Genomic DNA, 19198 nt, shown 5'->3' with positions numbered 1-19198 from the left:
GCCTGCGACTAGTCGGCAGCTATCACTCGCCGACGTAGATCGTCTGCAGCCGCGAGCCACAGGACGGACAGCACAGTGTCTGCCACTTCGTTGGATCCAGTCCGCCCATCGTCTTCGTCCGGCGCGCCTCGTCGACAGGGACCGTCGCATCACAGGAATCACATTCGAGTGGATCACTCGTCTCGACCATCGGGTGAGATAGCGTGTCCACACGTATGGGTGATACTGTCCGGAGATGGGTGGGTTACGGTTGTTTCCAAGCGCCCCAGAACGGGAGTCGGTCCGAACAGATCGGGTGGAAGTCGAACCGCCTGTAGACTCCCACCTGACGAGTTCTGCCGCTCGAAGATCGGTACGCAATAGAAAGTCCGGGTGCGAGAATCGAACCCGCGTCTCAGCCTCCACAAGGCTGAAGGATAACCACTACCCCAACCCGGACGCGCTTACATCATATTCTACACGCGGTTGGCCTGAAATACGTTACGACTCCGGGATCGGAGTGTGCGACTCCGTATCGCACGATTTCGATCGCGGGTGACCGGCCACGAGCGCGTGACTCACGACCGAGACGTTTTTCGGCACACACCCGGTACCACCGGTAACGCGTGGCCATCACCGACAAGATCTACATCAAGAACCACCGCCAGCTCAGCTCCCAGCTCGAGACGAACATCCCCAAGGGGGCGTTCAAAGGGGCGACGCTCGATATGCTCTTTCAGGGCGAGGGCCTCGAGAAACTCGACGACGCGACCCGCGATCGGGTTCTCGATTTTACGCAGGACTTCCTCGATTGTGACTGCGATAACAACCCCTACTGTGGCTGCCCAGAGCGGAAGTTTATCCAGTATCTCCTCGAGTTGCGCGCACAGGGGTTAGGTCCGGATGCGATCGTCGACGTGATGACGGACGAATACATGGTGTATGCCTATCCGGGCGACGTGCTCTCGTTTCTCGACAACGCCGTCCGCACGCTCGAGGCCGCCGAGGGGCTTGCCCGCGTCGATGGCGCGGGCGAGGCTCACGACGAGATTCGGCAGGCGAAGCAGGATCTCGCGCGCTGAGTCGCCGCGTGCTCTCCCTGTTGACGGGGCGGCGGCCCACCAAAACTGCAACTGAGCACAAGCTTGACCTGTTCGGCTGGTGATCGGTCACTATGATCGATCGGGAGGGTCGTGTCGTCTTCGGCTCGTTTCTGGCGTTCGTGCTCCTCGTTGCGTGCTCGGTCGTCGTCGAGCGACAGACTGGGATCGCGCTCGGCGGGGGGCCACTGGTGGCCTTCCTGCTGGCTGGTGGTGTTGCTGTCGCCTTTCCACAGCTGTATCTGGCGTATACGGGGGCGGGGACACATTCGCGGACGCGACTCCGATTTGTGGCTGTCACCACAGCCGCGTTCGCGGTCGCGCTTGCAGACGACGCAGCGGGTGCGCGCTATCTGCTGCTTGCGGCGATCGGTACCGGCGCGTTGCTCTCTCTCCTTTGTTACGAGGCGCTGTCGGGCTATCGCGCCGTCAGCGACGATGTCTCGTTCGACTTTCAGGATCGGTGACCCCCAACTCAGGGGAATCAGCAACTGTTAGGGTAGCCGACCGTCTCGACCCATCCATGACCGATCCCGAGGAACTCGCCGAGCGCGTCCGCGACGGCGACGTTCGCATTCACGAACTCGAGGACCACGCCGACGACGACACCGCTGCCGAAGCACGTCGATTGTTCGTCGAACGCGAGACCAATGCCGACCTCGAGACCGTCGGCGAGTACGCCTTCCCCGCCGAGCAGGCGGAGCCGAACATCGAGAACATGATCGGTGCGGCACAGGTGCCGATGGGTGTCGTCGGCCCTGTCTCCGTCCACGGCGGTGCGGCCAACGGCGACCACTACCTGCCGCTGGCGACGACCGAGGGCGCGTTGCTGGCGTCGGTCAATCGCGGGCTCGCCGTGATCCGCGCGGCGGGCGGCGCGGACGCGCGTGTGACGAAAAACGGGATGACCCGCGCGCCGGTCTTCCGGGTCGACGGCGTCGCCGAGGCCGCAGAAACAGTCGAATGGGTCGAGGACAACCTCGAGACGCTACGCGACGCCGCCGAGTCGACGACGAGCCACGGCGAACTGCTCGACGTCGAACCCTACGTCGTCGGCGACTCCGTCTACCTGCGCTTTGCCTACGACACCAAAGATGCGATGGGGATGAACATGGCCACGATCGCCACCGGCGAGGCCTGCGAGGTCGTCGAGGCCGAAACCCCTGCCTCGCTCGTGGCACTCTCCGGAAACCTCTGTTCGGACAAGAAACCCGCTGCCATCAATGCCGTCGAGGGACGGGGCCGCTCCGTGACCGCCGACGTTGTGATCCCCGGCGAACTCGTCGAGGACCGTCTGCATACCACCGCCGACGCGATCGCCGAGGCTAACACCCGCAAGAACCTGATCGGCAGCGCCAAAGCGGGCAGCCTTGGATTCAACGCCCACGCCGCAAACGTCGTCGGCGCGGCCTTCCTCGCGACCGGCCAGGACGAGGCCCAGGTCGTCGAAGGCGCGAACACCATCACCACCATGAACACCCGCGAGCGCGAGGACGGCACTACCGACCTCTACGCCAGCGTCTCGCTGGCCTCGCTCGAGGTTGGCACCGTCGGCGGCGGAACGAAACTGCCCACACAGGCCGAAGCGCTCGAGGTTCTCGGACTGCGTGGCGGTGGCGACCCACCGGGCTCGAACGCCGACGCGCTCGCCGAGATCATCGCCGTCGGCGCGCTCGCAGGTGAACTCTCCCTGCTCGGCGCGCTGTCCTCGCGACATCTCGCGAGTGCCCACGAGGATCTGGGTCGCTAAGCGAGTTCCTGCTCTCTTGGGTCTGTCTCGAATAGCAGCCGACGTTCTCAGAGGAGCCGATACTGCCCGCGACTTTCGCTGACGACCCCGCGTCGCATGAGTTTCTCGAGCGCCTTCTGAACGTATCCCGCAGACACCCCGCGCTCGCCCGCGTACGCGACGACCTCGTCTTCGGTCGGTTCCTCGAGGGCCTTGAGCGCCCGCTTTACGATATCCTGTTTGCTGCCGCTCGGACTCGGTCCGCGTGGATCGCGGTCGCCAGCTGCTTCGACCTCGTCGACGTTCAGCCCGGATTCCTCGAGGTACTCCGTCTCGTCGACGACGCCGTCGGCCACGTCGGCCTCGAGTTCGGCAAAGGAATCCAGTTTAGCGAACGCTTCACCCTCTCCCTGCCGGTTTGCGAGCATCGACGCGCGCACGTCGCGAGCGTGGGCCGCGTCGTCGGTCTCGACGAACTTCTTGCGCTTTTCGTAGGCCTTGCGCGCGCCACAGCGGGGACACTGGGTCGTCTCCGATCGGCCCTCGATGATCCAGAGGTTCGAACACTCGCTGCAACCGACGACGGCGTACATAGCTGGTAATGGGCCGTCCCGGCAGTTTAACATTCGGCAACCGGAGCGGAAGTGAAATGCTACCAGTGGGGATTTTAGGCGGTTGCCACCGTCTCGAGGCGTATGGAACGCGTTTCCCTAACCGACAGTGACCCCTCGGAAGCCGCCGATGGCGTCCATCTGGCGCTGCTTGCCGGCACCGAGTCGATGAACGTCCAGCATTTCGAGATCGAACCCGGCGCGGTCGTCGAGGAACACAGTCATCCCCACGAACAGACCGGATTCATTTGCGAGGGCGAACTCGTGTTCGTCGTCCAGAACGAGGAACTCGTCTGTGGGCCCGGGGATTCGTATGCGATTCCCGGTGATCAGCCCCATGCAGCCGAAAACCGCGGTGACGAGACTGTTCGCGGTGTCGACATTTTCAGCCCACCACGGGAGAACCCGAACTGGCAGGAGTAGCCCCGCTAACCGTCGTGTCTATCCGCCACCACTATCGAATACCACGGAGTTATACTATCCGGTTCGTAAGATACCTGCATGGCAACCGAACAGCGGTCTGTAGAGCGTGGACGGATCGGAACGGCGCTCGAGCGACTCGGCCCGACGTGGCTCGCCGGTGCGATCGCGGCGGGCCCGGCGACGATGGGCAGCCTGCTGGTCGCGGGCGCGAGCTTTGGCTACGCCCTGCTGTGGGTCGTCGTCTGCTCGGCGGTGTTGGGTGCTCTCGGCCAGTATCTCGCCATGCGGCTGGGGCTGCTCACGGAGGACGGAATCGTCTCGGTCGTCGACCGCCATCTGGGATCGACCTGGGCCTGGGTGCTCGTGGTCGATGTCGTGTTGGCCGCCGGCTTGGCGCAGGTGATCATCATGAAGACGCTAGCCGAGGTCAGCGCGACGATCGTCGCGAGTGCGGGTATCGGGGTCGCCGTCCTAGCCGATCCGCGTTTCTGGGGAATTACGTGGGCCGTGATCCTCGCGCTCGGACTCGCCGGCGGGGGCTACCGCGTCGCGGAGATCGGCGCCAAGGTGCTCGTCTCGATGGTCGTCGTCACGTTCGTTGCAGCCGCGTTCGTCGTCCCGATCGACCCCGCTGCGGCGGCGGGGGGACTGGTCCCGGCGATTCCTGCAGGTGTCAATGGTGCGCTCGTTGCCGCGGGCATCCTTGGCGGTGCGGTCCACATCACGCTGTTGACGATGCAAAGCTACACGATGCGCGCCCGCGGCTGGACCGTCCGTGACGCCGACACCGCGGTCGTCGATATCGTGAGTTCGATGCTGGGTGCGTTCGGCGTTTTCAGCCTCGCGGTCTTTCTGGTCGCGGCGAGCGTGCTCCCGGCAGCCGGCGTCGATCCCGCGACCATCGACGGCATCAGCGCCGCCCAGACCCTCGGCCCGGTCGCCGGCGAATATGCCACCTGGGTGTTCCTCGCGGGCCTGCTCGGTGCCGCGGTCTCGACGCTCGGTGGGAATACGATCGTCCCGCCGTACCTGCTCGCCGACAAACTCGGCTGGGAGCGATCGACCGACGACAGCCGGTATCGCGCCGCCGTCGCCGCCGTTGCGCTCATCTCCGCCGTCGGAGCGTTCGTTGGCGGTGCGTTCTTCCAGTTACTCGTGCTCACGCTGGCCTTTGGCCTCGTCGGCACCCCCTTCGCTATCGCCGTCATCCTCGTGCTCCTGAACGACCCCGATGTCGTCCCGACGACGAACTCGACCGTGGCAAACCTTGGCGGCCTCGTGCTCTTTGCCGTCGCCGCCGTCCTCGCGGGCGAGTTCGTCCGCGGGGAACTCGAGACGATCACCGACCCGCTCTCGGCGTTCGTCGTTGCCTTTGCGGTCGCAATGGCCCTGGCACTGCTTGGCCTGGCCGGACGGTACGTTCGGGACCGCGTCAGCACTGCTTGACCCGGACGCCGTCACTGTCGGGCCGAGCGTGGTCCGTCATGGCAGTGTTGCAACCACGCCGAAGAAGACGAGCAGGCCAAGCCCAGTGACGAGGGCCGCGATCCCGAGCGGAACGAGTATCCGACCGACTTTCCACATCGCAGCGACTGTGGCCGCGACTGCCTTCGTTGGTGTGTGAATGACTGGCATTACAATAGCGATGGCCACGTACGAGAACTTGAAACTCAGTCAGACGGGTGACAGACGCCACGTCCCAGCGCCGCTCGAGCGTCACGTACCCTATTCGAGAGACTTCCGCATCTCGACGTGTGGAATGCCGGCCTCCTCGAACGTCGCGCCGCGGCGCTCGTAGCCCAGAGTGCGATAGAAGTCGGCTGCCTGCGTCTGTGAGTGGAGCGTCAGTGTGTCGAACCCGACTGCCGCTGCGTGTTGCTCGAGTCGTTCCATCAGTGCCCGACCGACGCCGGCTTCGCGTCGTGACGCGCGGACCGCAACGCGTTCGACCTTCCCGACCCCATCTTCGTACTCGCGCAGCCGTGCTGCGCCGATCGGCTCATCGCCGTCGTACGCGACGAAGTGGGTCGCCGTCGCGTCGTGTGCGTCGTACTCCAGTGTGTCGTCGACGCCCTGTTCCTTGACGAATACTTCGTGACGAACCGCGAAGGCGTCTTCGCGTTCCTGTTCGGTGTCAGCGATCTGTGCCTCGAGTTCGTCCATCGCGAGCGGCTACGCCTGCCGGCGCTGAGAGCGTTACGGGAACAGCGCGTGGGCCTCCCGATGTAGAGACAAAGAAAACGGAAATCGCGGCTTCGAGAGCGGCAGAACGAGATGCGTTCTGCCTCCTCAAACGCTCGCTTTATGCGATCTTTTCGATGTCATCAGACACCGTTGTGTCTGATTGCTCGAAAACTGGCTTATGCCAGTTTCTCGATGTTGTTGACGACTTCCTCAGCGAACTCGCTGGTGGCGAGCTTCTCGGCGTCCTCGAGCTGGCGCTCGAGGTCGTAGGTGACCTTGCCCGAGGAGATGGTCTCCTCGACGGCGTCGCGGACGAGGTCGGCGGCGTCGTCCCAGCCCATGTACTCGAGCATCATGCGGCCCGAGAGGATCATCGCGGTCGGGTTGACCTTGTCCTGACCCTCGTACTTGGGTGCGGAGCCGTGGACGGGCTCGGCGAGCATCAGGCCCTCACCGAAGTTGGCGCCGGGCGCGATGCCGAGGCCACCGATCTGGGCACCACAGGCGTCGGACATGTAGTCCCCGTTCAGGTTCATCGTCGCGACGACGTCGTACTCGTCGGTGCGGGTGAGGATCTGCTGGAGCATGTTGTCGGCGATGCGGTCGTTGACGACGACGGCGTCGTCGGGCGCTTCGCCGTCTTTCTCCTCCCAGAGAGTGTCCTCGGTGATGACCTCGTCACCGTATTCCTCTTCTGCGACTTCGTAGCCCCAGTCGCGGAACTGCCCCTCGGTGAACTTCATGATGTTACCCTTGTGGACGAGGGTAACGGAGTCGCGGTCGTTCTCGAGAGCGTAGTCGATAGCCTCACGGACGAGTCGCTTCGTTCCGAACTCCGTGATCGGCTTGACACCGATGCCGACGGGGCCGTCGTGGATGACGCCCGTTGCGCCCATCTCGTCTTCGACGAACTCCTTGACTTCCTGGACTTCGTCGGTCCCGGCTTCCCACTCGATGCCGGCGTAGACGTCTTCGGTGTTCTCACGGAAGGTGATCATGTCCATCTGACCTGGCTCCTTGACGGGCGACGGGACGCCGTCGAGGTGATAGGTCGGGCGGACGTTCGCGTAGAGGTCGAGTTTCTTGCGCAGGCCGACGTTCAGCGAGCGGAAGCCGGCACCGACGGGCGTCGTCAGTGGGCCTTTGATGGCGACGCGGTGTTCCTTGATCGCCTCGACGGTCTCGGCGGGCAGGTTCTCGTCGTATTTCTCGCGAGCGGACTCGCCGGCGTACAGTCGCATCCAGTTGATGTCGCGACCGGTCGCCTCTGCGGCAGCCTCGAGCACTTTCTGTGCGGCGGGGCCGACGTCGCTTCCGACACCGTCACCGTAGATGATCGGGATGATCGGGTTGTCCGGCACCTCGAGCTCGTCCTCGGTTCCTTCCTTCAGCGTGATCTGTTCCCCGTCCTCGGGGACCTCGATCTTGTCGTAGCTCATCTCGTCTGTACGGTTCGCCGACGGGGGTAAAAGGTCTACCATTTCCGTCTCGCACTGGCAAAAGCTGCCCGATTCTTGTTCGGTGCCGGTTCTGTGAAACTGCCGAAAACGGGCGTTTGAGCGCCCAAGGTTGCGAAAATAGGATGGTAAATCATGTAGGATATGGTTGTATAAAGACAAATAGTGGAAAATTTTATTCTCCGACAATAAATAGGATTTGGGGAGATGCCAAGCCGTGTTCCGTCGGCGAACGTCGTTTACTGTCGGCTGTACGATGCAAACTGATCGTCCGTCTCCGCTTGTCGGATGAGGATCGGCGATCGATACCTGTTGATAGGCAGTGAGTACATCGGTGCCACCGTTCATCAACTGCTTCGCGTGCAAGCGAGAAACCGCATTGCTGACCGCCGCTTCGAGACCAGTGGTTCCACCCGCCGGGACCGTTCGTGCCCGCGGTCTCGTCACGACAGCCGTCTGCTCGAGCCGGTCTCACAACCCACTCGGTTCGTGGCGTCTCTCACGCCATCGTATTCGACGCGTGCATCCGACATAACCCGTGGCGACCGTTTCAGGAGATGACGGCGAACTATGCTGTATTTCTTCCGTAACGGTCGTCGTGCGGAAATGTTCTCTCCCGGCTCGTACTCTTCTCGCGTTAGCCACGCTGCCGAGTGTCCCGCCGACAGCGCCCTCGTCGCGGCCTGTACGAACACCGATCGCTGGCGTCGACCGACGAGGAGACGGAACCTCTTTTTGTCGACCGGACCAACCCCGGTGCATGGCCGAATCCGAGGTCGACCTCGAGTCAGAGCAGTACGAGAAACACCGCGAGGCGGGCGAGATCCTCGCCCAGGTACGCGAGGAAGCAGCCGACCGCGTCGAGGTTGGCGCGAGCCAACTCGAGGTCGCCGAGTGGGCCGAAGACCGGATTCGGGAACTCGGCGGCCAGCCCGCCTTTCCCGTCAACATCTCCGTCGACGAGGAGGCTGCCCACGCGACGCCATCGATCGGTGACGAGACGACCTTCGGTGAAGAGATGGTCAACTTAGATATCGGCGTCCACGTCGACGGCTGGCTGGCCGACACCGCCATCACCGTCGACCTGTCGGGCACTCCCGAACTCGCGGAGGCTTCCGAACAGGCGCTCGAGGCCGCGCTCGAAATCGTCGAGCCGGGCGTTAACACCGGCGACATCGGTGCTGAAATCGAGGACGTGATCGACGGCTACGGCTACAACCCCGTTGTCAACCTCACGGGCCACGGCCTGGGCCACTGGGAACAACACACCAGTCCGAACATTCCCAACCGAGCCGTCTCGCAGGGCACGACGCTCGAGGTCGGCGACGTCGTCGCGATCGAGCCGTTCGCAACCGACGGCGGTGGCAAGGTAACCGAGGGCGCAAGCGAGGAGATCTTTTCGCTCCAGCGTGAGGGAACGGTTCGCAACCGGCAGGCCCGCGACGCGCTCGAGCAGATCACCGAGGAGTTCCGGACGCTGCCGTTTGCGACGCGCTGGCTCGAGACGGATCGCCCGGAGATGGCGCTGCGTCGACTCAAGCGAAACGACATCGTCCACGGGTACCCCGTTCTCAAAGAGGATGACGGGTATCTCGTTAGCCAGAAAGAGCATACGATCATCGTCACCGAGGACGGCTGCGAAGTGACGACGGCGCGATAACGACAGTCACCGGCGATCGACATCGGCAACCGCAGAATCGGACCGGGAGAAATCGTGGAGGAAATGACGACCACGGGAGACCGAGCAACGGACGGTGTTGATCGAACCGTGGGGGTCAGTCAGGCGTTGTTCATCCGCTGACTCGTGCGATTGCCACACCGTTGACATTCCGCCACACGGTAGGGCTCGCGAGAGAACTGTGCGTTCTCTTTCTTGAGGCTCTCGGTACGGATCTGAACGGACACCTCGTGGAGAGTTTCGAGATCGCATTCATCGCAGTGCTCGGTCATCCCGTTAAAGGAATCGTCAGTCGTTGCCATTGTCATATTACCTGTCGTAGCATTACCTTAAACCCCTGCTTCATTTTGCAGCGTGCAACTCCAAAATCGCAAGACAGCGTTAACTTCGTCGAAAAAACGACACAGAGCGTTCGCGACTGTTTACGGGTAACTCATACCCCTTCAAGACATAATTGTAATCTACTATGACTCCTATCTTGGTGTATCGGACTGATTGACGCGGGTGTCGGAGCTGAAACCCTTTAACCACGCCTCGAGAGACCACCTGTATGGAGCAGGTGTTCGCACCGTGGCGTATCGAGTGGATCAGACGCGAGAACAAGAACACGGAGATCGAGGACTGTGTTTTCTGTGAACTCCCCGAGCAGGAGACCGACCGGGAGAACCTGATCGTCGCGCGAAGCGATCACGCGTTCGTCATGCTGAACAACTATCCGTACAACCCGGGTCACACCATGGTAATTCCATACGCACACACCGGCGAGTATGCGGCGCTTGAAGACGAGATTCTCCTCGATCATGCCCGCTTGAAACAGCGAACCTTCGATGCGCTCGAGGATGCACTCGAGCCAGACGGGTTCAACGCCGGCTTGAACCTCGGAAATGGGGCAGGTGGCTCGATCGACGACCATCTACACACCCACGTCGTCCCACGCTGGCAGGGCGACACCAACTTCATGCCGGTGTTGAGCGATACCACGGTGATCGTCGAAGCACTCGAGGCAACCTACGAGCACGTCCACGAGGCGTTCGCCACACAGGAGGGGACGACCGTCCCCGACGCGGACAGCGCTGTCGTCGTCGAGTCGGGAGAGGATAAATAACACGAGTCGTACGGGCCGCTTGCGGCAAGAAATCGATGTCCGGTGGACGGCCCACTGGGTGTGAACGCTATACCGGCGTTCCGAACGCGTACATCGTCTCGTGGGCCGTGATCCCGAGGTCGACGAAGTCGCCGGGCTCGAGGCCGTACTCGCTCGCGTTCTGGATGATGATCTGGCGATAGGCGGAGTCGCGGCACTTGACGGAGTCGGCGGTCCCCTCCTCGACGACGAGACAGTCTTCGCGACGCTTGCCGACCATGTTCGCGTAGGCGTCGGCGACGAGCTCGCGCTTGACCTCGCTCATCTCCTTCGAGCGTTCCTTCTTGACCGTGCCGCCCAGCCCCTTCATGTCGGCGGCATCGGTGCCCGGTCGCTTCGAGAAGCGCGTCACATTGATTTTCTCCGGGCGGGTCTCCCGCAGCAGGGCCATCGACTGTGCGTGGTCGTGGTCGGTCTCGGTGGGGAAGCCGACGATGAAGTCCGTCGACAGCGTCCAGTAGTCGAGTGTTGCGTCGAAGGTGTCGACGACCTCGAGATACTCTTCGACCTGATGCTGGCGGCGCATATCGCCGAGAACGTCGTCGCTGCCGGACTGGACCGGCGCGTGCAGGAAGTCGTAGAGTTCGTCGTGTTCGGCGAAGACCGCGGCGAGTTCCTCACGGATGCCGTGGACGCCTTTCGGGTTAGCCATCCCCACGCGGACCCGGAAGTCGCCGTCGATGGCACAAATCTCCTCGAGCAAGCGGTGAAGCTTGCGCTCGCCTTCGTCCCAGCCGTAGACGCCGGTGTCCTGGCCCGTGATGCGGATCTCTTTCGCGCCGGCGTGAATCAGTGCGCGGGCCTTTTCGACGTTTTCCTCGATCGACGGGGAGTCGATCTTGCCGGTCGCGTGTTTGGTGATACAGTACGAGCAGTCGGACATACAGCCGCGTGCAATCGGGAGGATACCGACGACGCCGTCTAAGATCGGTTCGGCGTCGGGGGTCGTCGTCGGACACTCGCCGTTGGTGACGGCTTCGGGGACCTCGTCCCAGTGGAGGACCTGACCGTCGATGTCGGCTTGGGCGAACTCCTCGCCCTGGGCTAAGGCCATACAGCCGGTAATAAAGAGATCCGCCGTCTCGTCGGCCAGTTCCTCGGCCCGCCGGAGCATGTTGCGCTCGGTCTTCTCGACGACGGTGCAGGTGTTGAGGATCGCGACGTCGGCCTCGTCCGGTCCGTCGACCCGGTAGTGGCCCGCATCGCGGAGCCGTCGCTCGATCTCACGGCTCTCTCCGCGATTCGACGTACACCCATACGTTTCGATGTGATACCGGGCCATCCGTCTCGTTCCATCGTCAGGGGTCGGCCGGCAAAAGCCCGACGGATCCCGATCGCTTGCTGTTGCTGATACTGCCGGACAGAACGACGTGAAGGTCGGTCGCTCTGCTGCGGTCGTCGCCGGTGGAGACGATCGCGAATTCGTGACCGACGTCGTATTGACTGCTGTCCGACAGTATGACTTCGCCGGTCACTCGTTGAAGCCCCGCGGCGGGCTCTGGCTCGAGGAGCCACTTCGATAGACCGCATAGAGGAGCAACACCGCGATGAGGAAGTCGAAGCCGTGTTCCATGAGGTGATGGACCGTCATCGGGGTGAGTCCGAGGACAGTGCCCAGCCCGATCACCGACCGGACAACGAGTATGCCTAACACGGTCGTTATCAGTACGTAACGGGCTGTTCGACGGCGAGAGTATGCGACGAGGCCGATGATGAACAGCGCCGTCGTTCCGAGGACGGCGAGGATGATAACGGCGACGAGGATGGGTGCGAGTTGTGGATCAAGCCACTCGTCGACAAACGACAGCGCGAGCACCATGTGATCGACATCTGTACTGAGAAGGGCAGCTACCTATTCGCTTTGGTCCGTCCGTGAAAAGCTCGTGTGGCTGTGATACAGTTGGCTGCCGGAGTACCTGACCGACGGCCCTTCTGGCCGTCTCCGAGCTTACACGCCGTAACTGGGCGGTTCTCGGCGAGTGAGAACGCGGTGAACCCGTTATATGGCCCCCACCACTAGGCGACGACACGACCCACGAGGGGAGACAGCGATATGACCGACACGCGAGATAAGATCCACGCCCATGTTCAGGCCAACGCCGGTGTTCACTTCAACGAACTCGTCAGGGAGTCGGCGTTCGCGCCGGGACAGGTCCAGTATCATATCCGTCGACTGCTCGAGGACGATCGCCTCGTCCGGGAAGAGTGGTACGGCCGGACACATTACTATCCGCCGGAGTACGACGCGTGGGAGCGGAGTGCGCTGGCGCTGTTCCGTCGCGAAACCGCCCGCGAGATCGTCACGCATCTGATCGAACACGAGCCGGCTGCACCCGACGACATCGCCGACGAGCTCGGAATCGCCCGGAGCACGCTCGAGTACCACCTTGACCGACTGGTCGAGCACGAGATCGTCGACAAGCGCTACGACGAACACAACCGCGTCGTCCTCGAGCTTGCAAACCCCGACGCGACTGGCCGGCTGTTGACGACGGTGACACCGACGGTCCCCGATCGGCTCGTCGACCGGTTCACGCGGCTCGTCGACGAGTTGCTCTCGGGCACGCCCGAGTCACAGTAACGGTCGTCTGGCCGTCGGGACCGCTGTTTTCCTACTGCATTCCGGGGGTTCTCTCGAGTCGGTTGTAGTGATCGTTCATCACGTTCAGCGTCGCGATCAGCGCGCCGAGGACGACGGGGCCGTAGAACAGTCCCATGACGCCGAACGCATAGACGCCGCCGAGGACACCGAGGATGATCACGGCGGGATTGAGATCGGCGTAGCGATCGACGAGGAGGGGCCGGAGGTAGTCGTCGGAGAGGCCGACAATGATCGTACTGTAGCCGAGAAGTCCAACCGCAAGCACCGGTTCATTCGTCAGGAACAGAAAGCCCACGGCCGGCCCCCACACGAGAAACGAGCCGATCAGCGGGATCAACGAGAGGACAATCATGACGACCGTCCAGAACGCGGCGTTTGGAACCCCTGTCGCGACCAGCCCGAGCCCGGCGAGGGTTCCTTGGATGATTGCGATCAGGACGTGGCCAACGAGGACCGCCCACATCACCGCGTCCAGTTCCCGGTAGAACTCGTCCTGAACGTCGTCCGGCAGCGGCGTCAACTCCCTGATCCAGGCCAACAGTGCGTCCCCGTCTTTGAGCAGGTAATAGAGCAGAAAGATCGCAACCCCCAGCCCGACGGCGGTATGGGTCAGTGCGCTAAACCACGCCGTCGACTGCTCGAGGACCGTGCTGCCGATTCCCTGTGCGGAGTCGGCGAGTGTGGCTGTCAGATCGACGCTCATGCCGGTCTGTTCCTCGATGTATCGCTCGAGGTCGGTGGTTCCGATCGATCCCGTCTCGGTGTTTTCGACGAGCCGTCGGGCGTCGCTTGCGACCAGTGCGATGACGATGACCAGCGGCACGACGACACCCGCAACCGTCGCGGCGACGAGGGCGAAGGCGGCGATCGACGGTGAAATCCCGCCCCGTCTCTCGAGTCCGGTCTGGATCGGAGAGAGGATGTATGCCACAAGAATGGCGCCGAGAACGTACTGGGAAAACGGGAGTACGAGCAGCAACGAGAGATACGCAAAGAGGGCAACGACAACCAGTAGAAAGCCCTTGCTGAGGTTCACGGGTGTTATTTCCAGGGTTACCGAGATAAAACCACGGCCTGAACGTATCGTCAGTCAGGACTGTCGTAGTGAACCGTCACACGGCTTCAAGGGCTTGGTTCGTGAAGTCATACCCGAATGTCGACGCAGCTCGATCCGCTCTCGCTCTCGGCTGATCTCCTCTATACTGTCAAGACCGAGGGCGATGCGGACCCGTTGCGGGAACGTCTCGCGACGCTCGAGCGGTCGCACTTGGATCGAGCGCTGTCCGGTCGCAAGGGAAAGCTCGCGTTCTGGCTCAACTGTTATAACGCGTACGCCCAGCTTTTGCTCGAAGAGGAGGCCGACGACGACTTATTCGAGGGCGGGCTGCTCGACGAGTGGAAGTTCTTCGCACGCGATCAGATCCCGATCAGTGGGGTCTGGCTGAGTCTCAACGACATCGAGCACGGACTGCTTCGGAGTTCGAAACTGCCGTGGGGGATGGGCTATCTGCCACGCCTATTTCCCTCGTCGTTCGAACGGCAGTTCCGCCTCGAGTCGTGTGATCCACGGATCCACTTCGCGCTGAGTCACGGGGCCGACCACTGTCCGCCGATCGCGGTCTACTCACCTCGCGATGTCGACGAGGAACTGGACATCGCCATCGAGTGGTTTTTGGAGGAAAACGTCTCCTACGATCACGACGCTGCCAAAGCGACGGTCCCACGCCTGTTCCGGCAGTATCGAGGCGACTTCGGCGGAACGAGCGGGATCGTCGCGTTCCTCCGGGAGTACAACGCCGTCCCGGTCGATTCGACCCCGTCGCTCGAGTACGAGCGTATCGACTGGTCGGCCGACCTCGATCTCGAGCTCGACGGCGACGTTCGGCGGTAGTCCGTCTCATACGGTCTGCTGTCCCGAGTTCCCGGTGGGACCGCAGTGCGGGTCACGGTCCCACCGGCACTGACTGACAGGAGTCCGTCTCAATCGCGTCGCTGGATGCTCGCCGTCGGCGCGTTTCGCATGACGCCGCGAGCCGCCCGTTCGGCGTTGAACCGTGAGGCGTACCCTTCGCCGCTGTCGGCGATGATGTTGCCGTTCCAGTGGACGAGTCGCCAGCGCCACTCGCCCGCCGCATCCTCGTAGACCTCGAAGCGGCTGGTTCGGCCATCGCCGTCGGTCGGCTCGGCGTCCGTCGCGTCGTCCTCGTCACGATCGGTGACCCGAACACTCGAGCCGTCGGGGTCGTCCCACTCGAGTGTGAGGGCCAGTTCGGCGACTGGGTGGTCGGCAGTTGGCTCGCTCGTTGCTTCGAGTCCGGCGACGACGCGGTCCGGAACCGTGATGCTGACCGTCTGGCCGTCGTCGGAGAAGGTAACCGGTCGTCCCGACTCGACAGCGGCCGTCAACTCGCGGAAGAGTTCGGCGACGTCCGTGCGGTCGCCTGCACGCTCGAGGGAGAAGCGATCACCTGTGTCCGAGTCGGTCGGTCGATCGGTTTCGTCCGGTGTGTCGGTCATAGCGGGGCTTCGTGGCGCTGTGTGTTAGTGGTTGGTTCTCGCCGCCGGTGTCCCGATCGTCGCTGCTGCCAGTGTGTTTTTGTCGCCGCGCTGTCTTCGCTTGTCCATGACTTCACGCGACTGGATCGCCGACAGAGAGGCCGTGTTCGACCGCGATGCGTTCACGTGTCAACAGTGTGGTGACGATGAACCGGCGACGCTTCATCCCTATCCTATCGGTGACGTGCCACTCGAGGATGCCGTTCACGAAAGCGCCCTCGTCACCGTCTGTGAGGTCTGTTTCAATGCGCTCGAGCCATCTCTCGCGGCGGCCTCCATCGAGTCCGACGCGCTGTTTCACCGCGTTCGCGACGCGACCCGGCTGCAGGGTGAGACGATTTCGGATCTCGCTGCCTTCGCGTCGCTGTCGACATCGCTGCCTGCGACCCTCGAGTCCGCCCGCGACGATGGGACCGAGGTCGACAGCGACGACGCGGTGTCGGAGTACCAGCACACCCGGCGCGACGTTCTGCTTGCGATCGCGCTCGTCGACGCCCGCCTCGAGGAACTCGCTGCCCTCGAATCGGCTGTCGACTCCGACGTTCGGCCATCACTTCTGGCGTTCACCGAGACGGCGACGGCCCTCCAGTCGACGCTCATCGAGGCCGTCGAACTGAGCGAGACGGTCGTGTCGGCGCTCGAGCGCTGTCACGGCTGCTTCGCCCCGCTCGAAGAAGAGACGTGTTCGACCTGTGGACTCGAGGCCCGCGAAACGGCTGACTGGCACGACATCGGTGGGTCGATCGCGTTCGACCAGCTTTTCGCCACGATCAACGAGACGTTACAGGACGCCGCTGAGACGACCGACACGCTGACCGACCGGACGACAGCGCTCGCAGCGCAGCTCACGACGTGATAGCTGTCCTGCAGTAACCAGTGGACCCCTCGAGAAACAGAAACGGAACCGGAAATAGAACCGAAAGCAGGGTCCGAACCGACACGATCAGTGATCGTCTCGAGGAGATTTATACGTGTTCCGGCGGAACACCAGGACGATGACCGGGTCTTTCAGCGAACAGCAGACAGCGAACCCAGCCGGGATCGCGCTGCGAGACGACACGAGACGGTCCGAACACGGCCACACCGGGAGGCGGACCGATGGCTAGACCCCTCCTCGAGACGATCGTGGTTCCGATCGCGAGCGAAGACGACGCCGACGAGACGTGCCAGGCGATTCTCGACACGATCGACGACGAAGACGAGCACCCGACGATCCACGCCGTCCACGTGATCGAGAAGGCCGGTGGCGCACCCGACAAGGCAGGCGTCGAACAGCGCGAAGAGCGCGCTGCGCGCATCTTCGACCGCGTCGGCGCCTTCCTGGCCGACGAATCGGTGACCCTCGAGACGGAGCTCCTGTACGGCACCGATGTCGCAGCAACGGTTTTAGACCGCGCTCGAGAACTCGACGCGACGGCGATCGTCTTTACACCGCGTGGCGCAAGCCGGTGGCTGAAGCTGCTCTCCGGCGACGTCGAACGAAAACTCCTCTCGCAGGCCGACCGACCGCTCGTGGTGCTGCCGCGATCCGACCAGGAGACGTAACGAGACGAACCGTCGCCAGTTACAGGGTGGTCGCTGCCTCGAGCGTGATGTCGATCGCACGACCGACGTTGTTCTTGGCTTTGTCGGGGAGTTCGTCGTCGTCGGTGTCGGTTCCTTTCTGCGTGCCTTCGACGAGATTGCCGTCGACGGTACAGATCGCGCCAGCGCGCAGCCCCTTTCGGCGAGCCAGCGAGAAGACGGCGGCGGCTTCCATCTCGACACAGAGGAGGCCGGCGTCCTCCCAGTCGGCGACGGCCTCATCGGTTTCGGCGTAGAAGGCGTCGTCGGAGGCGATGGGGCCGACGTGGACGTCCTCGTCGTTCGCTTCGGCGGCGTCGACCAGCGCCGACAGCGCCTCGTAGTCCGGCACGGCGGGGTACTCGACGGCCTCGTACCGTTTGGTGGTCCCCTCGTTTTTCGCCGCGCCGGTCGCGACGACCATGTCGCCGATCTCGATGTCCGACTGGAGCGCCCCCGTGGTACCGACCCGGAGGAACGTCTCGACGCCGACGGCGGCCAGTTCTTCGATGGCGATTGCGGCCGAGGGACAGCCGATCCCCGTCGAACAGATCGTCAGTTCTCGTCCCTTGTAGGTGGCGTTGACGATCTTGTACTCGCGGTTTTCCGTGATCGTTTCGGCCTCGTCACAGTGGTCGGCGATGCGGTCGACCCGTCCGGGATCACCCGGGATGAGCGCGATGTCCGTCAACTCTCCCTCGTCGACCAGTAGATGGGGCTGTGTCATACCGGTTGCTTCCGTCGGTATTGAGAAAAAAGGTTCGTCGCGTCGGTTCTCGATACCACCCGCAATCCCACGTCGATGTGCGCCCGGCGGATCGCTTACCGAGTCGGGCGCACGTCGATACGGTCGGATCGGATCGTGACGAGGGCGTCGTCGACTTCGAACTCGACCGTTCCGGCTGTCCGCCTCTTTCCACGATTCGTGTCCGCAAAGAGGCTATCGAGTGCATCCGGGTCGATGTAGTCGTACAGCCGCGTACTGGTCGCAGTGATATCGTCACCGAAATACTGGGCCAGTGCCATGGCAGCGGCGATGCTCGGCGACTCGTCGGCGTCTCGTTCGTACTGGATGCGCCGTCTGGGGCTACATCCGTTGGACTCGGTTACCCTTCCTTTCGTCATGTCTCTCAGTCACGATAGCGTGACCGTCTCACTCGAGTGGCCAACGTCGCTTCGTATATAATTACCGTCAGACTCCATCGGGTGAAGATCGCCCGACTGTAGCGGTGCTCGACGATAGCGAGGGTGTTAAAAAACCAACTATTCCACTCACTGCGTGAGCACGTCCTCGACGGTCGCAGCCGCCGGCGCACTCCGCGCGCCATCACGACTGGCAGTCAGCGACCCGCAGGCGTTCCCGTACGCGAGTGCACGATCGACCGACCCGTCCTCGAGCCAGGTCGACAGAAAGCCCGCGGCGAAGGCATCGCCTGCGCCGGCTGTGTCGACCGGCTCGACGTCGAACCCCGAATGTGCGAGCGAGCCGTCCGGAGTGTACGCTTCCGCGCCGTCAGCACCACAGGTGACGACGATGATCCGGTCGTCGACCATCGGCGCTGGCGACTCGTCCGTGAGCAGCGCCGTCGCTTCTCGATCGGTCACGAAGACGATGTCGGCGAGCGCGAGCGCATCGTCGTAGTCGCGGTCGGCGAGTCGACGACCGGGATCGAAACTGACGGAAATCCCGGCGTCGTCTGCGAGCTGTGCGATCGCTGCGGCGGTGTCGGGTCGCTGGCCGGTCAGATGGACGTGGTCGGTCGCACGGATCCGGGCCGGCTCGAGGTCGGCGGGCGTGACAGCCTCGTTGACACCGTCGTTGCCCAGAATCGCGACCTCGCCGTCGTCGTCGACAAGCAGGTATTTGACGGCAGTGTCTGCGTCTTCGATCACGCGAACACCCGACAGCGAGACACCCGCGGTCTCGAGTTCGCGGCGGGCGAGCAGGCCGTGGTCGTCGTCGCCGACGCTACCGATGAGTTCGGCTTCGACGCCCAGCCCGGCGAGTGCAGCGGCGACGTTGGCAGCGCTGCCCCCTCCGGACTGGCGCTGTGAGCGGATCGAGGCCTCGCCGTCAGGTTCGGGAAGTCTGTCGACCCGAAGGGTCACGTCCCAGTTGACGTGGCCGGCCACGAGAACCGATACTGAAGCCATTCAATGATAGTAGGTGCA

At 63.1% G+C, this 19198-nt stretch carries 24 protein-coding genes and 1 tRNA gene; 11 read left to right on the top strand and 14 right to left on the bottom strand.

Features of this window, described 5'->3' with window-relative positions; translation table 11 throughout:
* Nucleotides 1-22 precede the first annotated feature (22 nt).
* Together ACERI1_RS04915 and ACERI1_RS04910 are read right to left on the bottom strand one after the other, a co-directional pair.
* Nucleotides 23-190 carry a hypothetical protein gene (locus ACERI1_RS04915; protein WP_373616963.1) on the bottom strand — a complete coding sequence of 56 codons (168 nt, stop codon included), beginning with the start codon at nucleotides 188-190 and terminating at the stop codon, nucleotides 23-25.
* A 176-nt stretch (nucleotides 191-366) separates the two neighbouring features.
* Nucleotides 367-438: transfer RNA gene (locus ACERI1_RS04910), tRNA-His, on the bottom strand.
* 167 nt (nucleotides 439-605) lie between these two features.
* Here ACERI1_RS04910 and ACERI1_RS04905 point away from each other — a divergent pair.
* The 3 genes from ACERI1_RS04905 (at nucleotide 606) to hmgA (ending at nucleotide 2829) form a co-directional block, all read left to right on the top strand.
* Entirely contained in the window at nucleotides 606-1061 is a 456-nt protein-coding gene (locus ACERI1_RS04905; RefSeq protein WP_373616962.1) for a DUF5814 domain-containing protein, read from the top strand.
* Between the two features lie 92 nt (nucleotides 1062-1153).
* A complete protein-coding gene (locus ACERI1_RS04900) occupies nucleotides 1154-1546 on the top strand; it encodes a hypothetical protein (RefSeq protein ID WP_373616961.1) in 393 nt (130 codons plus the stop codon).
* A gap of 56 nt (nucleotides 1547-1602) precedes the next feature.
* Nucleotides 1603-2829, top strand: coding sequence for a hydroxymethylglutaryl-CoA reductase (NADPH) (gene hmgA, locus ACERI1_RS04895; protein WP_373616960.1), 1227 nt, complete (start codon nucleotides 1603-1605; stop codon nucleotides 2827-2829).
* Nucleotides 2830-2876: 47 nt separating this feature from the next.
* On the opposite strand, the gene ACERI1_RS04890 is transcribed toward hmgA, so the two are convergent.
* Nucleotides 2877-3401, bottom strand: a complete 525-nt coding sequence (locus tag ACERI1_RS04890; protein WP_373616959.1) for a DUF5817 domain-containing protein — start codon at nucleotides 3399-3401, stop codon at nucleotides 2877-2879.
* 102 nt (nucleotides 3402-3503) lie between these two features.
* Here ACERI1_RS04890 and ACERI1_RS04885 point away from each other — a divergent pair, with 102 nt between their 5' ends.
* Both ACERI1_RS04885 and ACERI1_RS04880 read left to right on the top strand, forming a co-directional pair.
* On the top strand, nucleotides 3504-3842 hold the full coding sequence (locus ACERI1_RS04885) for a cupin domain-containing protein (protein WP_373616958.1): 339 nt from the start codon (nucleotides 3504-3506) through the stop codon (nucleotides 3840-3842).
* A 78-nt stretch (nucleotides 3843-3920) separates the two neighbouring features.
* Nucleotides 3921-5288 carry an NRAMP family divalent metal transporter gene (locus ACERI1_RS04880; RefSeq protein ID WP_373616956.1) on the top strand — a complete coding sequence of 456 codons (1368 nt, stop codon included), beginning with the start codon at nucleotides 3921-3923 and terminating at the stop codon, nucleotides 5286-5288.
* Nucleotides 5289-5324: 36 nt separating this feature from the next.
* On the opposite strand, the gene ACERI1_RS04875 is transcribed toward ACERI1_RS04880, so the two are convergent.
* From ACERI1_RS04875 to icd, 3 genes are all read right to left on the bottom strand, one after another.
* Entirely contained in the window at nucleotides 5325-5477 is a 153-nt protein-coding gene (locus ACERI1_RS04875; RefSeq protein ID WP_373616955.1) for a hypothetical protein, read from the bottom strand.
* A gap of 90 nt (nucleotides 5478-5567) precedes the next feature.
* Nucleotides 5568-6005, bottom strand: a complete 438-nt coding sequence (locus ACERI1_RS04870; RefSeq protein WP_373616954.1) for a GNAT family N-acetyltransferase — start codon at nucleotides 6003-6005, stop codon at nucleotides 5568-5570.
* 197 nt (nucleotides 6006-6202) lie between these two features.
* Nucleotides 6203-7465 (bottom strand): isocitrate dehydrogenase (NADP(+)), encoded by a 1263-nt coding sequence (icd, locus tag ACERI1_RS04865; RefSeq protein ID WP_373616953.1) that lies wholly within the window; start codon nucleotides 7463-7465, stop codon nucleotides 6203-6205.
* A gap of 778 nt (nucleotides 7466-8243) precedes the next feature.
* On the opposite strand from icd, the gene map reads away from it, so the two are divergent.
* Complete coding sequence (gene map, locus ACERI1_RS04860; protein WP_373616952.1) at nucleotides 8244-9143, top strand: type II methionyl aminopeptidase; 900 nt, start codon at nucleotides 8244-8246, stop codon at nucleotides 9141-9143.
* 119 nt (nucleotides 9144-9262) lie between these two features.
* Here map and ACERI1_RS04855 read toward each other — a convergent pair whose 3' ends face one another.
* Entirely contained in the window at nucleotides 9263-9463 is a 201-nt protein-coding gene (locus ACERI1_RS04855; RefSeq protein ID WP_138778128.1) for a hypothetical protein, read from the bottom strand.
* Nucleotides 9464-9711: 248 nt separating this feature from the next.
* Here ACERI1_RS04855 and ACERI1_RS04850 point away from each other — a divergent pair, with 248 nt between their 5' ends.
* Complete coding sequence (locus ACERI1_RS04850; protein ID WP_373616951.1) at nucleotides 9712-10266, top strand: HIT domain-containing protein; 555 nt, start codon at nucleotides 9712-9714, stop codon at nucleotides 10264-10266.
* Nucleotides 10267-10333: 67 nt separating this feature from the next.
* Here the strand turns inward: ACERI1_RS04850 and ACERI1_RS04845 are convergent, their stop codons facing one another.
* Entirely contained in the window at nucleotides 10334-11587 is a 1254-nt protein-coding gene (locus ACERI1_RS04845; protein ID WP_373616950.1) for a tRNA (N(6)-L-threonylcarbamoyladenosine(37)-C(2))-methylthiotransferase, read from the bottom strand.
* Nucleotides 11588-11776: 189 nt separating this feature from the next.
* A complete protein-coding gene (locus ACERI1_RS04840; RefSeq protein ID WP_373616949.1) occupies nucleotides 11777-12124 on the bottom strand; it encodes a hypothetical protein in 348 nt (115 codons plus the stop codon).
* Between the two features lie 234 nt (nucleotides 12125-12358).
* Here ACERI1_RS04840 and ACERI1_RS04835 point away from each other — a divergent pair, with 234 nt between their 5' ends.
* Nucleotides 12359-12886 carry a winged helix-turn-helix transcriptional regulator gene (locus ACERI1_RS04835; RefSeq protein ID WP_373616948.1) on the top strand — a complete coding sequence of 176 codons (528 nt, stop codon included), beginning with the start codon at nucleotides 12359-12361 and terminating at the stop codon, nucleotides 12884-12886.
* A 31-nt stretch (nucleotides 12887-12917) separates the two neighbouring features.
* Here the strand turns inward: ACERI1_RS04835 and ACERI1_RS04830 are convergent, their stop codons facing one another.
* Nucleotides 12918-13943: an AI-2E family transporter gene (locus ACERI1_RS04830; RefSeq protein ID WP_373616947.1), complete on the bottom strand. Its 1026-nt coding sequence runs from the start codon at nucleotides 13941-13943 to the stop codon at nucleotides 12918-12920.
* A gap of 117 nt (nucleotides 13944-14060) precedes the next feature.
* Here ACERI1_RS04830 and ACERI1_RS04825 point away from each other — a divergent pair, with 117 nt between their 5' ends.
* Nucleotides 14061-14798 (top strand): DUF547 domain-containing protein, encoded by a 738-nt coding sequence (locus ACERI1_RS04825; RefSeq protein ID WP_373616946.1) that lies wholly within the window; start codon nucleotides 14061-14063, stop codon nucleotides 14796-14798.
* 89 nt (nucleotides 14799-14887) lie between these two features.
* Here ACERI1_RS04825 and ACERI1_RS04820 read toward each other — a convergent pair whose 3' ends face one another.
* A complete protein-coding gene (locus ACERI1_RS04820) occupies nucleotides 14888-15424 on the bottom strand; it encodes an amphi-Trp domain-containing protein (protein ID WP_373616944.1) in 537 nt (178 codons plus the stop codon).
* Between the two features lie 106 nt (nucleotides 15425-15530).
* Here ACERI1_RS04820 and ACERI1_RS04815 point away from each other — a divergent pair, with 106 nt between their 5' ends.
* Together ACERI1_RS04815 and ACERI1_RS04810 are read left to right on the top strand one after the other, a co-directional pair.
* On the top strand, nucleotides 15531-16319 hold the full coding sequence (locus ACERI1_RS04815) for an HNH endonuclease (RefSeq protein ID WP_373616943.1): 789 nt from the start codon (nucleotides 15531-15533) through the stop codon (nucleotides 16317-16319).
* A 242-nt stretch (nucleotides 16320-16561) separates the two neighbouring features.
* A complete protein-coding gene (locus ACERI1_RS04810; protein WP_373616942.1) occupies nucleotides 16562-17008 on the top strand; it encodes a universal stress protein in 447 nt (148 codons plus the stop codon).
* 19 nt (nucleotides 17009-17027) lie between these two features.
* On the opposite strand, the gene ACERI1_RS04805 is transcribed toward ACERI1_RS04810, so the two are convergent.
* The 3 genes from ACERI1_RS04805 to ACERI1_RS04795 form a co-directional block, all read right to left on the bottom strand.
* On the bottom strand, nucleotides 17028-17753 hold the full coding sequence (locus ACERI1_RS04805; protein WP_373616941.1) for a nucleoside phosphorylase: 726 nt from the start codon (nucleotides 17751-17753) through the stop codon (nucleotides 17028-17030).
* A gap of 95 nt (nucleotides 17754-17848) precedes the next feature.
* The gene (locus ACERI1_RS04800) at nucleotides 17849-18151 is read right to left on the bottom strand and encodes a HalOD1 output domain-containing protein (protein WP_373616940.1); all 303 of its coding nucleotides are present in this window, start codon (nucleotides 18149-18151) and stop codon (nucleotides 17849-17851) included.
* Between the two features lie 147 nt (nucleotides 18152-18298).
* The gene (locus tag ACERI1_RS04795; RefSeq protein WP_373616938.1) at nucleotides 18299-19180 is read right to left on the bottom strand and encodes a PfkB family carbohydrate kinase; all 882 of its coding nucleotides are present in this window, start codon (nucleotides 19178-19180) and stop codon (nucleotides 18299-18301) included.
* Nucleotides 19181-19198: the final 18 nt, after the last annotated feature.

This window comes from Natrinema sp. HArc-T2 (assembly GCF_041821085.1).
Classification (GTDB): Archaea; Halobacteriota; Halobacteria; order Halobacteriales; family Natrialbaceae; genus Natrinema.
This window is presented reverse-complemented; position numbering and strand designations above follow the sequence as displayed.

Bases quoted from the DNA above. Each gene is read 5' to 3' on its own strand.
- ACERI1_RS04915 (WP_373616963.1), bottom strand. From the start codon at position 190: ATGGTCGAGACGAGTGATCCACTCGAATGTGATTCCTGTGATGCGACG.
- ACERI1_RS04900 (WP_373616961.1), top strand. From the start codon at position 1,154: ATGATCGATCGGGAGGGTCGTGTCGTCTTCGGCTCGTTTCTGGCGTTC.
- hmgA (WP_373616960.1), top strand. From the start codon at position 1,603: ATGACCGATCCCGAGGAACTCGCCGAGCGCGTCCGCGACGGCGACGTT.
- ACERI1_RS04890 (WP_373616959.1), bottom strand. From the start codon at position 3,401: ATGTACGCCGTCGTCGGTTGCAGCGAGTGTTCGAACCTCTGGATCATC.
- ACERI1_RS04885 (WP_373616958.1), top strand. From the start codon at position 3,504: ATGGAACGCGTTTCCCTAACCGACAGTGACCCCTCGGAAGCCGCCGAT.
- ACERI1_RS04880 (WP_373616956.1), top strand. From the start codon at position 3,921: ATGGCAACCGAACAGCGGTCTGTAGAGCGTGGACGGATCGGAACGGCG.
- ACERI1_RS04875 (WP_373616955.1), bottom strand. From the start codon at position 5,477: ATGCCAGTCATTCACACACCAACGAAGGCAGTCGCGGCCACAGTCGCT.
- ACERI1_RS04870 (WP_373616954.1), bottom strand. From the start codon at position 6,005: ATGGACGAACTCGAGGCACAGATCGCTGACACCGAACAGGAACGCGAA.
- icd (WP_373616953.1), bottom strand. From the start codon at position 7,465: ATGAGCTACGACAAGATCGAGGTCCCCGAGGACGGGGAACAGATCACG.
- map (WP_373616952.1), top strand. From the start codon at position 8,244: ATGGCCGAATCCGAGGTCGACCTCGAGTCAGAGCAGTACGAGAAACAC.
- ACERI1_RS04855 (WP_138778128.1), bottom strand. From the start codon at position 9,463: ATGGCAACGACTGACGATTCCTTTAACGGGATGACCGAGCACTGCGAT.
- ACERI1_RS04850 (WP_373616951.1), top strand. From the start codon at position 9,712: ATGGAGCAGGTGTTCGCACCGTGGCGTATCGAGTGGATCAGACGCGAG.
- ACERI1_RS04845 (WP_373616950.1), bottom strand. From the start codon at position 11,587: ATGGCCCGGTATCACATCGAAACGTATGGGTGTACGTCGAATCGCGGA.
- ACERI1_RS04840 (WP_373616949.1), bottom strand. From the start codon at position 12,124: ATGGTGCTCGCGCTGTCGTTTGTCGACGAGTGGCTTGATCCACAACTC.
- ACERI1_RS04835 (WP_373616948.1), top strand. From the start codon at position 12,359: ATGACCGACACGCGAGATAAGATCCACGCCCATGTTCAGGCCAACGCC.
- ACERI1_RS04825 (WP_373616946.1), top strand. From the start codon at position 14,061: ATGTCGACGCAGCTCGATCCGCTCTCGCTCTCGGCTGATCTCCTCTAT.
- ACERI1_RS04820 (WP_373616944.1), bottom strand. From the start codon at position 15,424: ATGACCGACACACCGGACGAAACCGATCGACCGACCGACTCGGACACA.
- ACERI1_RS04815 (WP_373616943.1), top strand. From the start codon at position 15,531: ATGACTTCACGCGACTGGATCGCCGACAGAGAGGCCGTGTTCGACCGC.
- ACERI1_RS04810 (WP_373616942.1), top strand. From the start codon at position 16,562: ATGGCTAGACCCCTCCTCGAGACGATCGTGGTTCCGATCGCGAGCGAA.
- ACERI1_RS04805 (WP_373616941.1), bottom strand. From the start codon at position 17,753: ATGACACAGCCCCATCTACTGGTCGACGAGGGAGAGTTGACGGACATC.
- ACERI1_RS04800 (WP_373616940.1), bottom strand. From the start codon at position 18,151: ATGACGAAAGGAAGGGTAACCGAGTCCAACGGATGTAGCCCCAGACGG.
- ACERI1_RS04795 (WP_373616938.1), bottom strand. From the start codon at position 19,180: ATGGCTTCAGTATCGGTTCTCGTGGCCGGCCACGTCAACTGGGACGTG.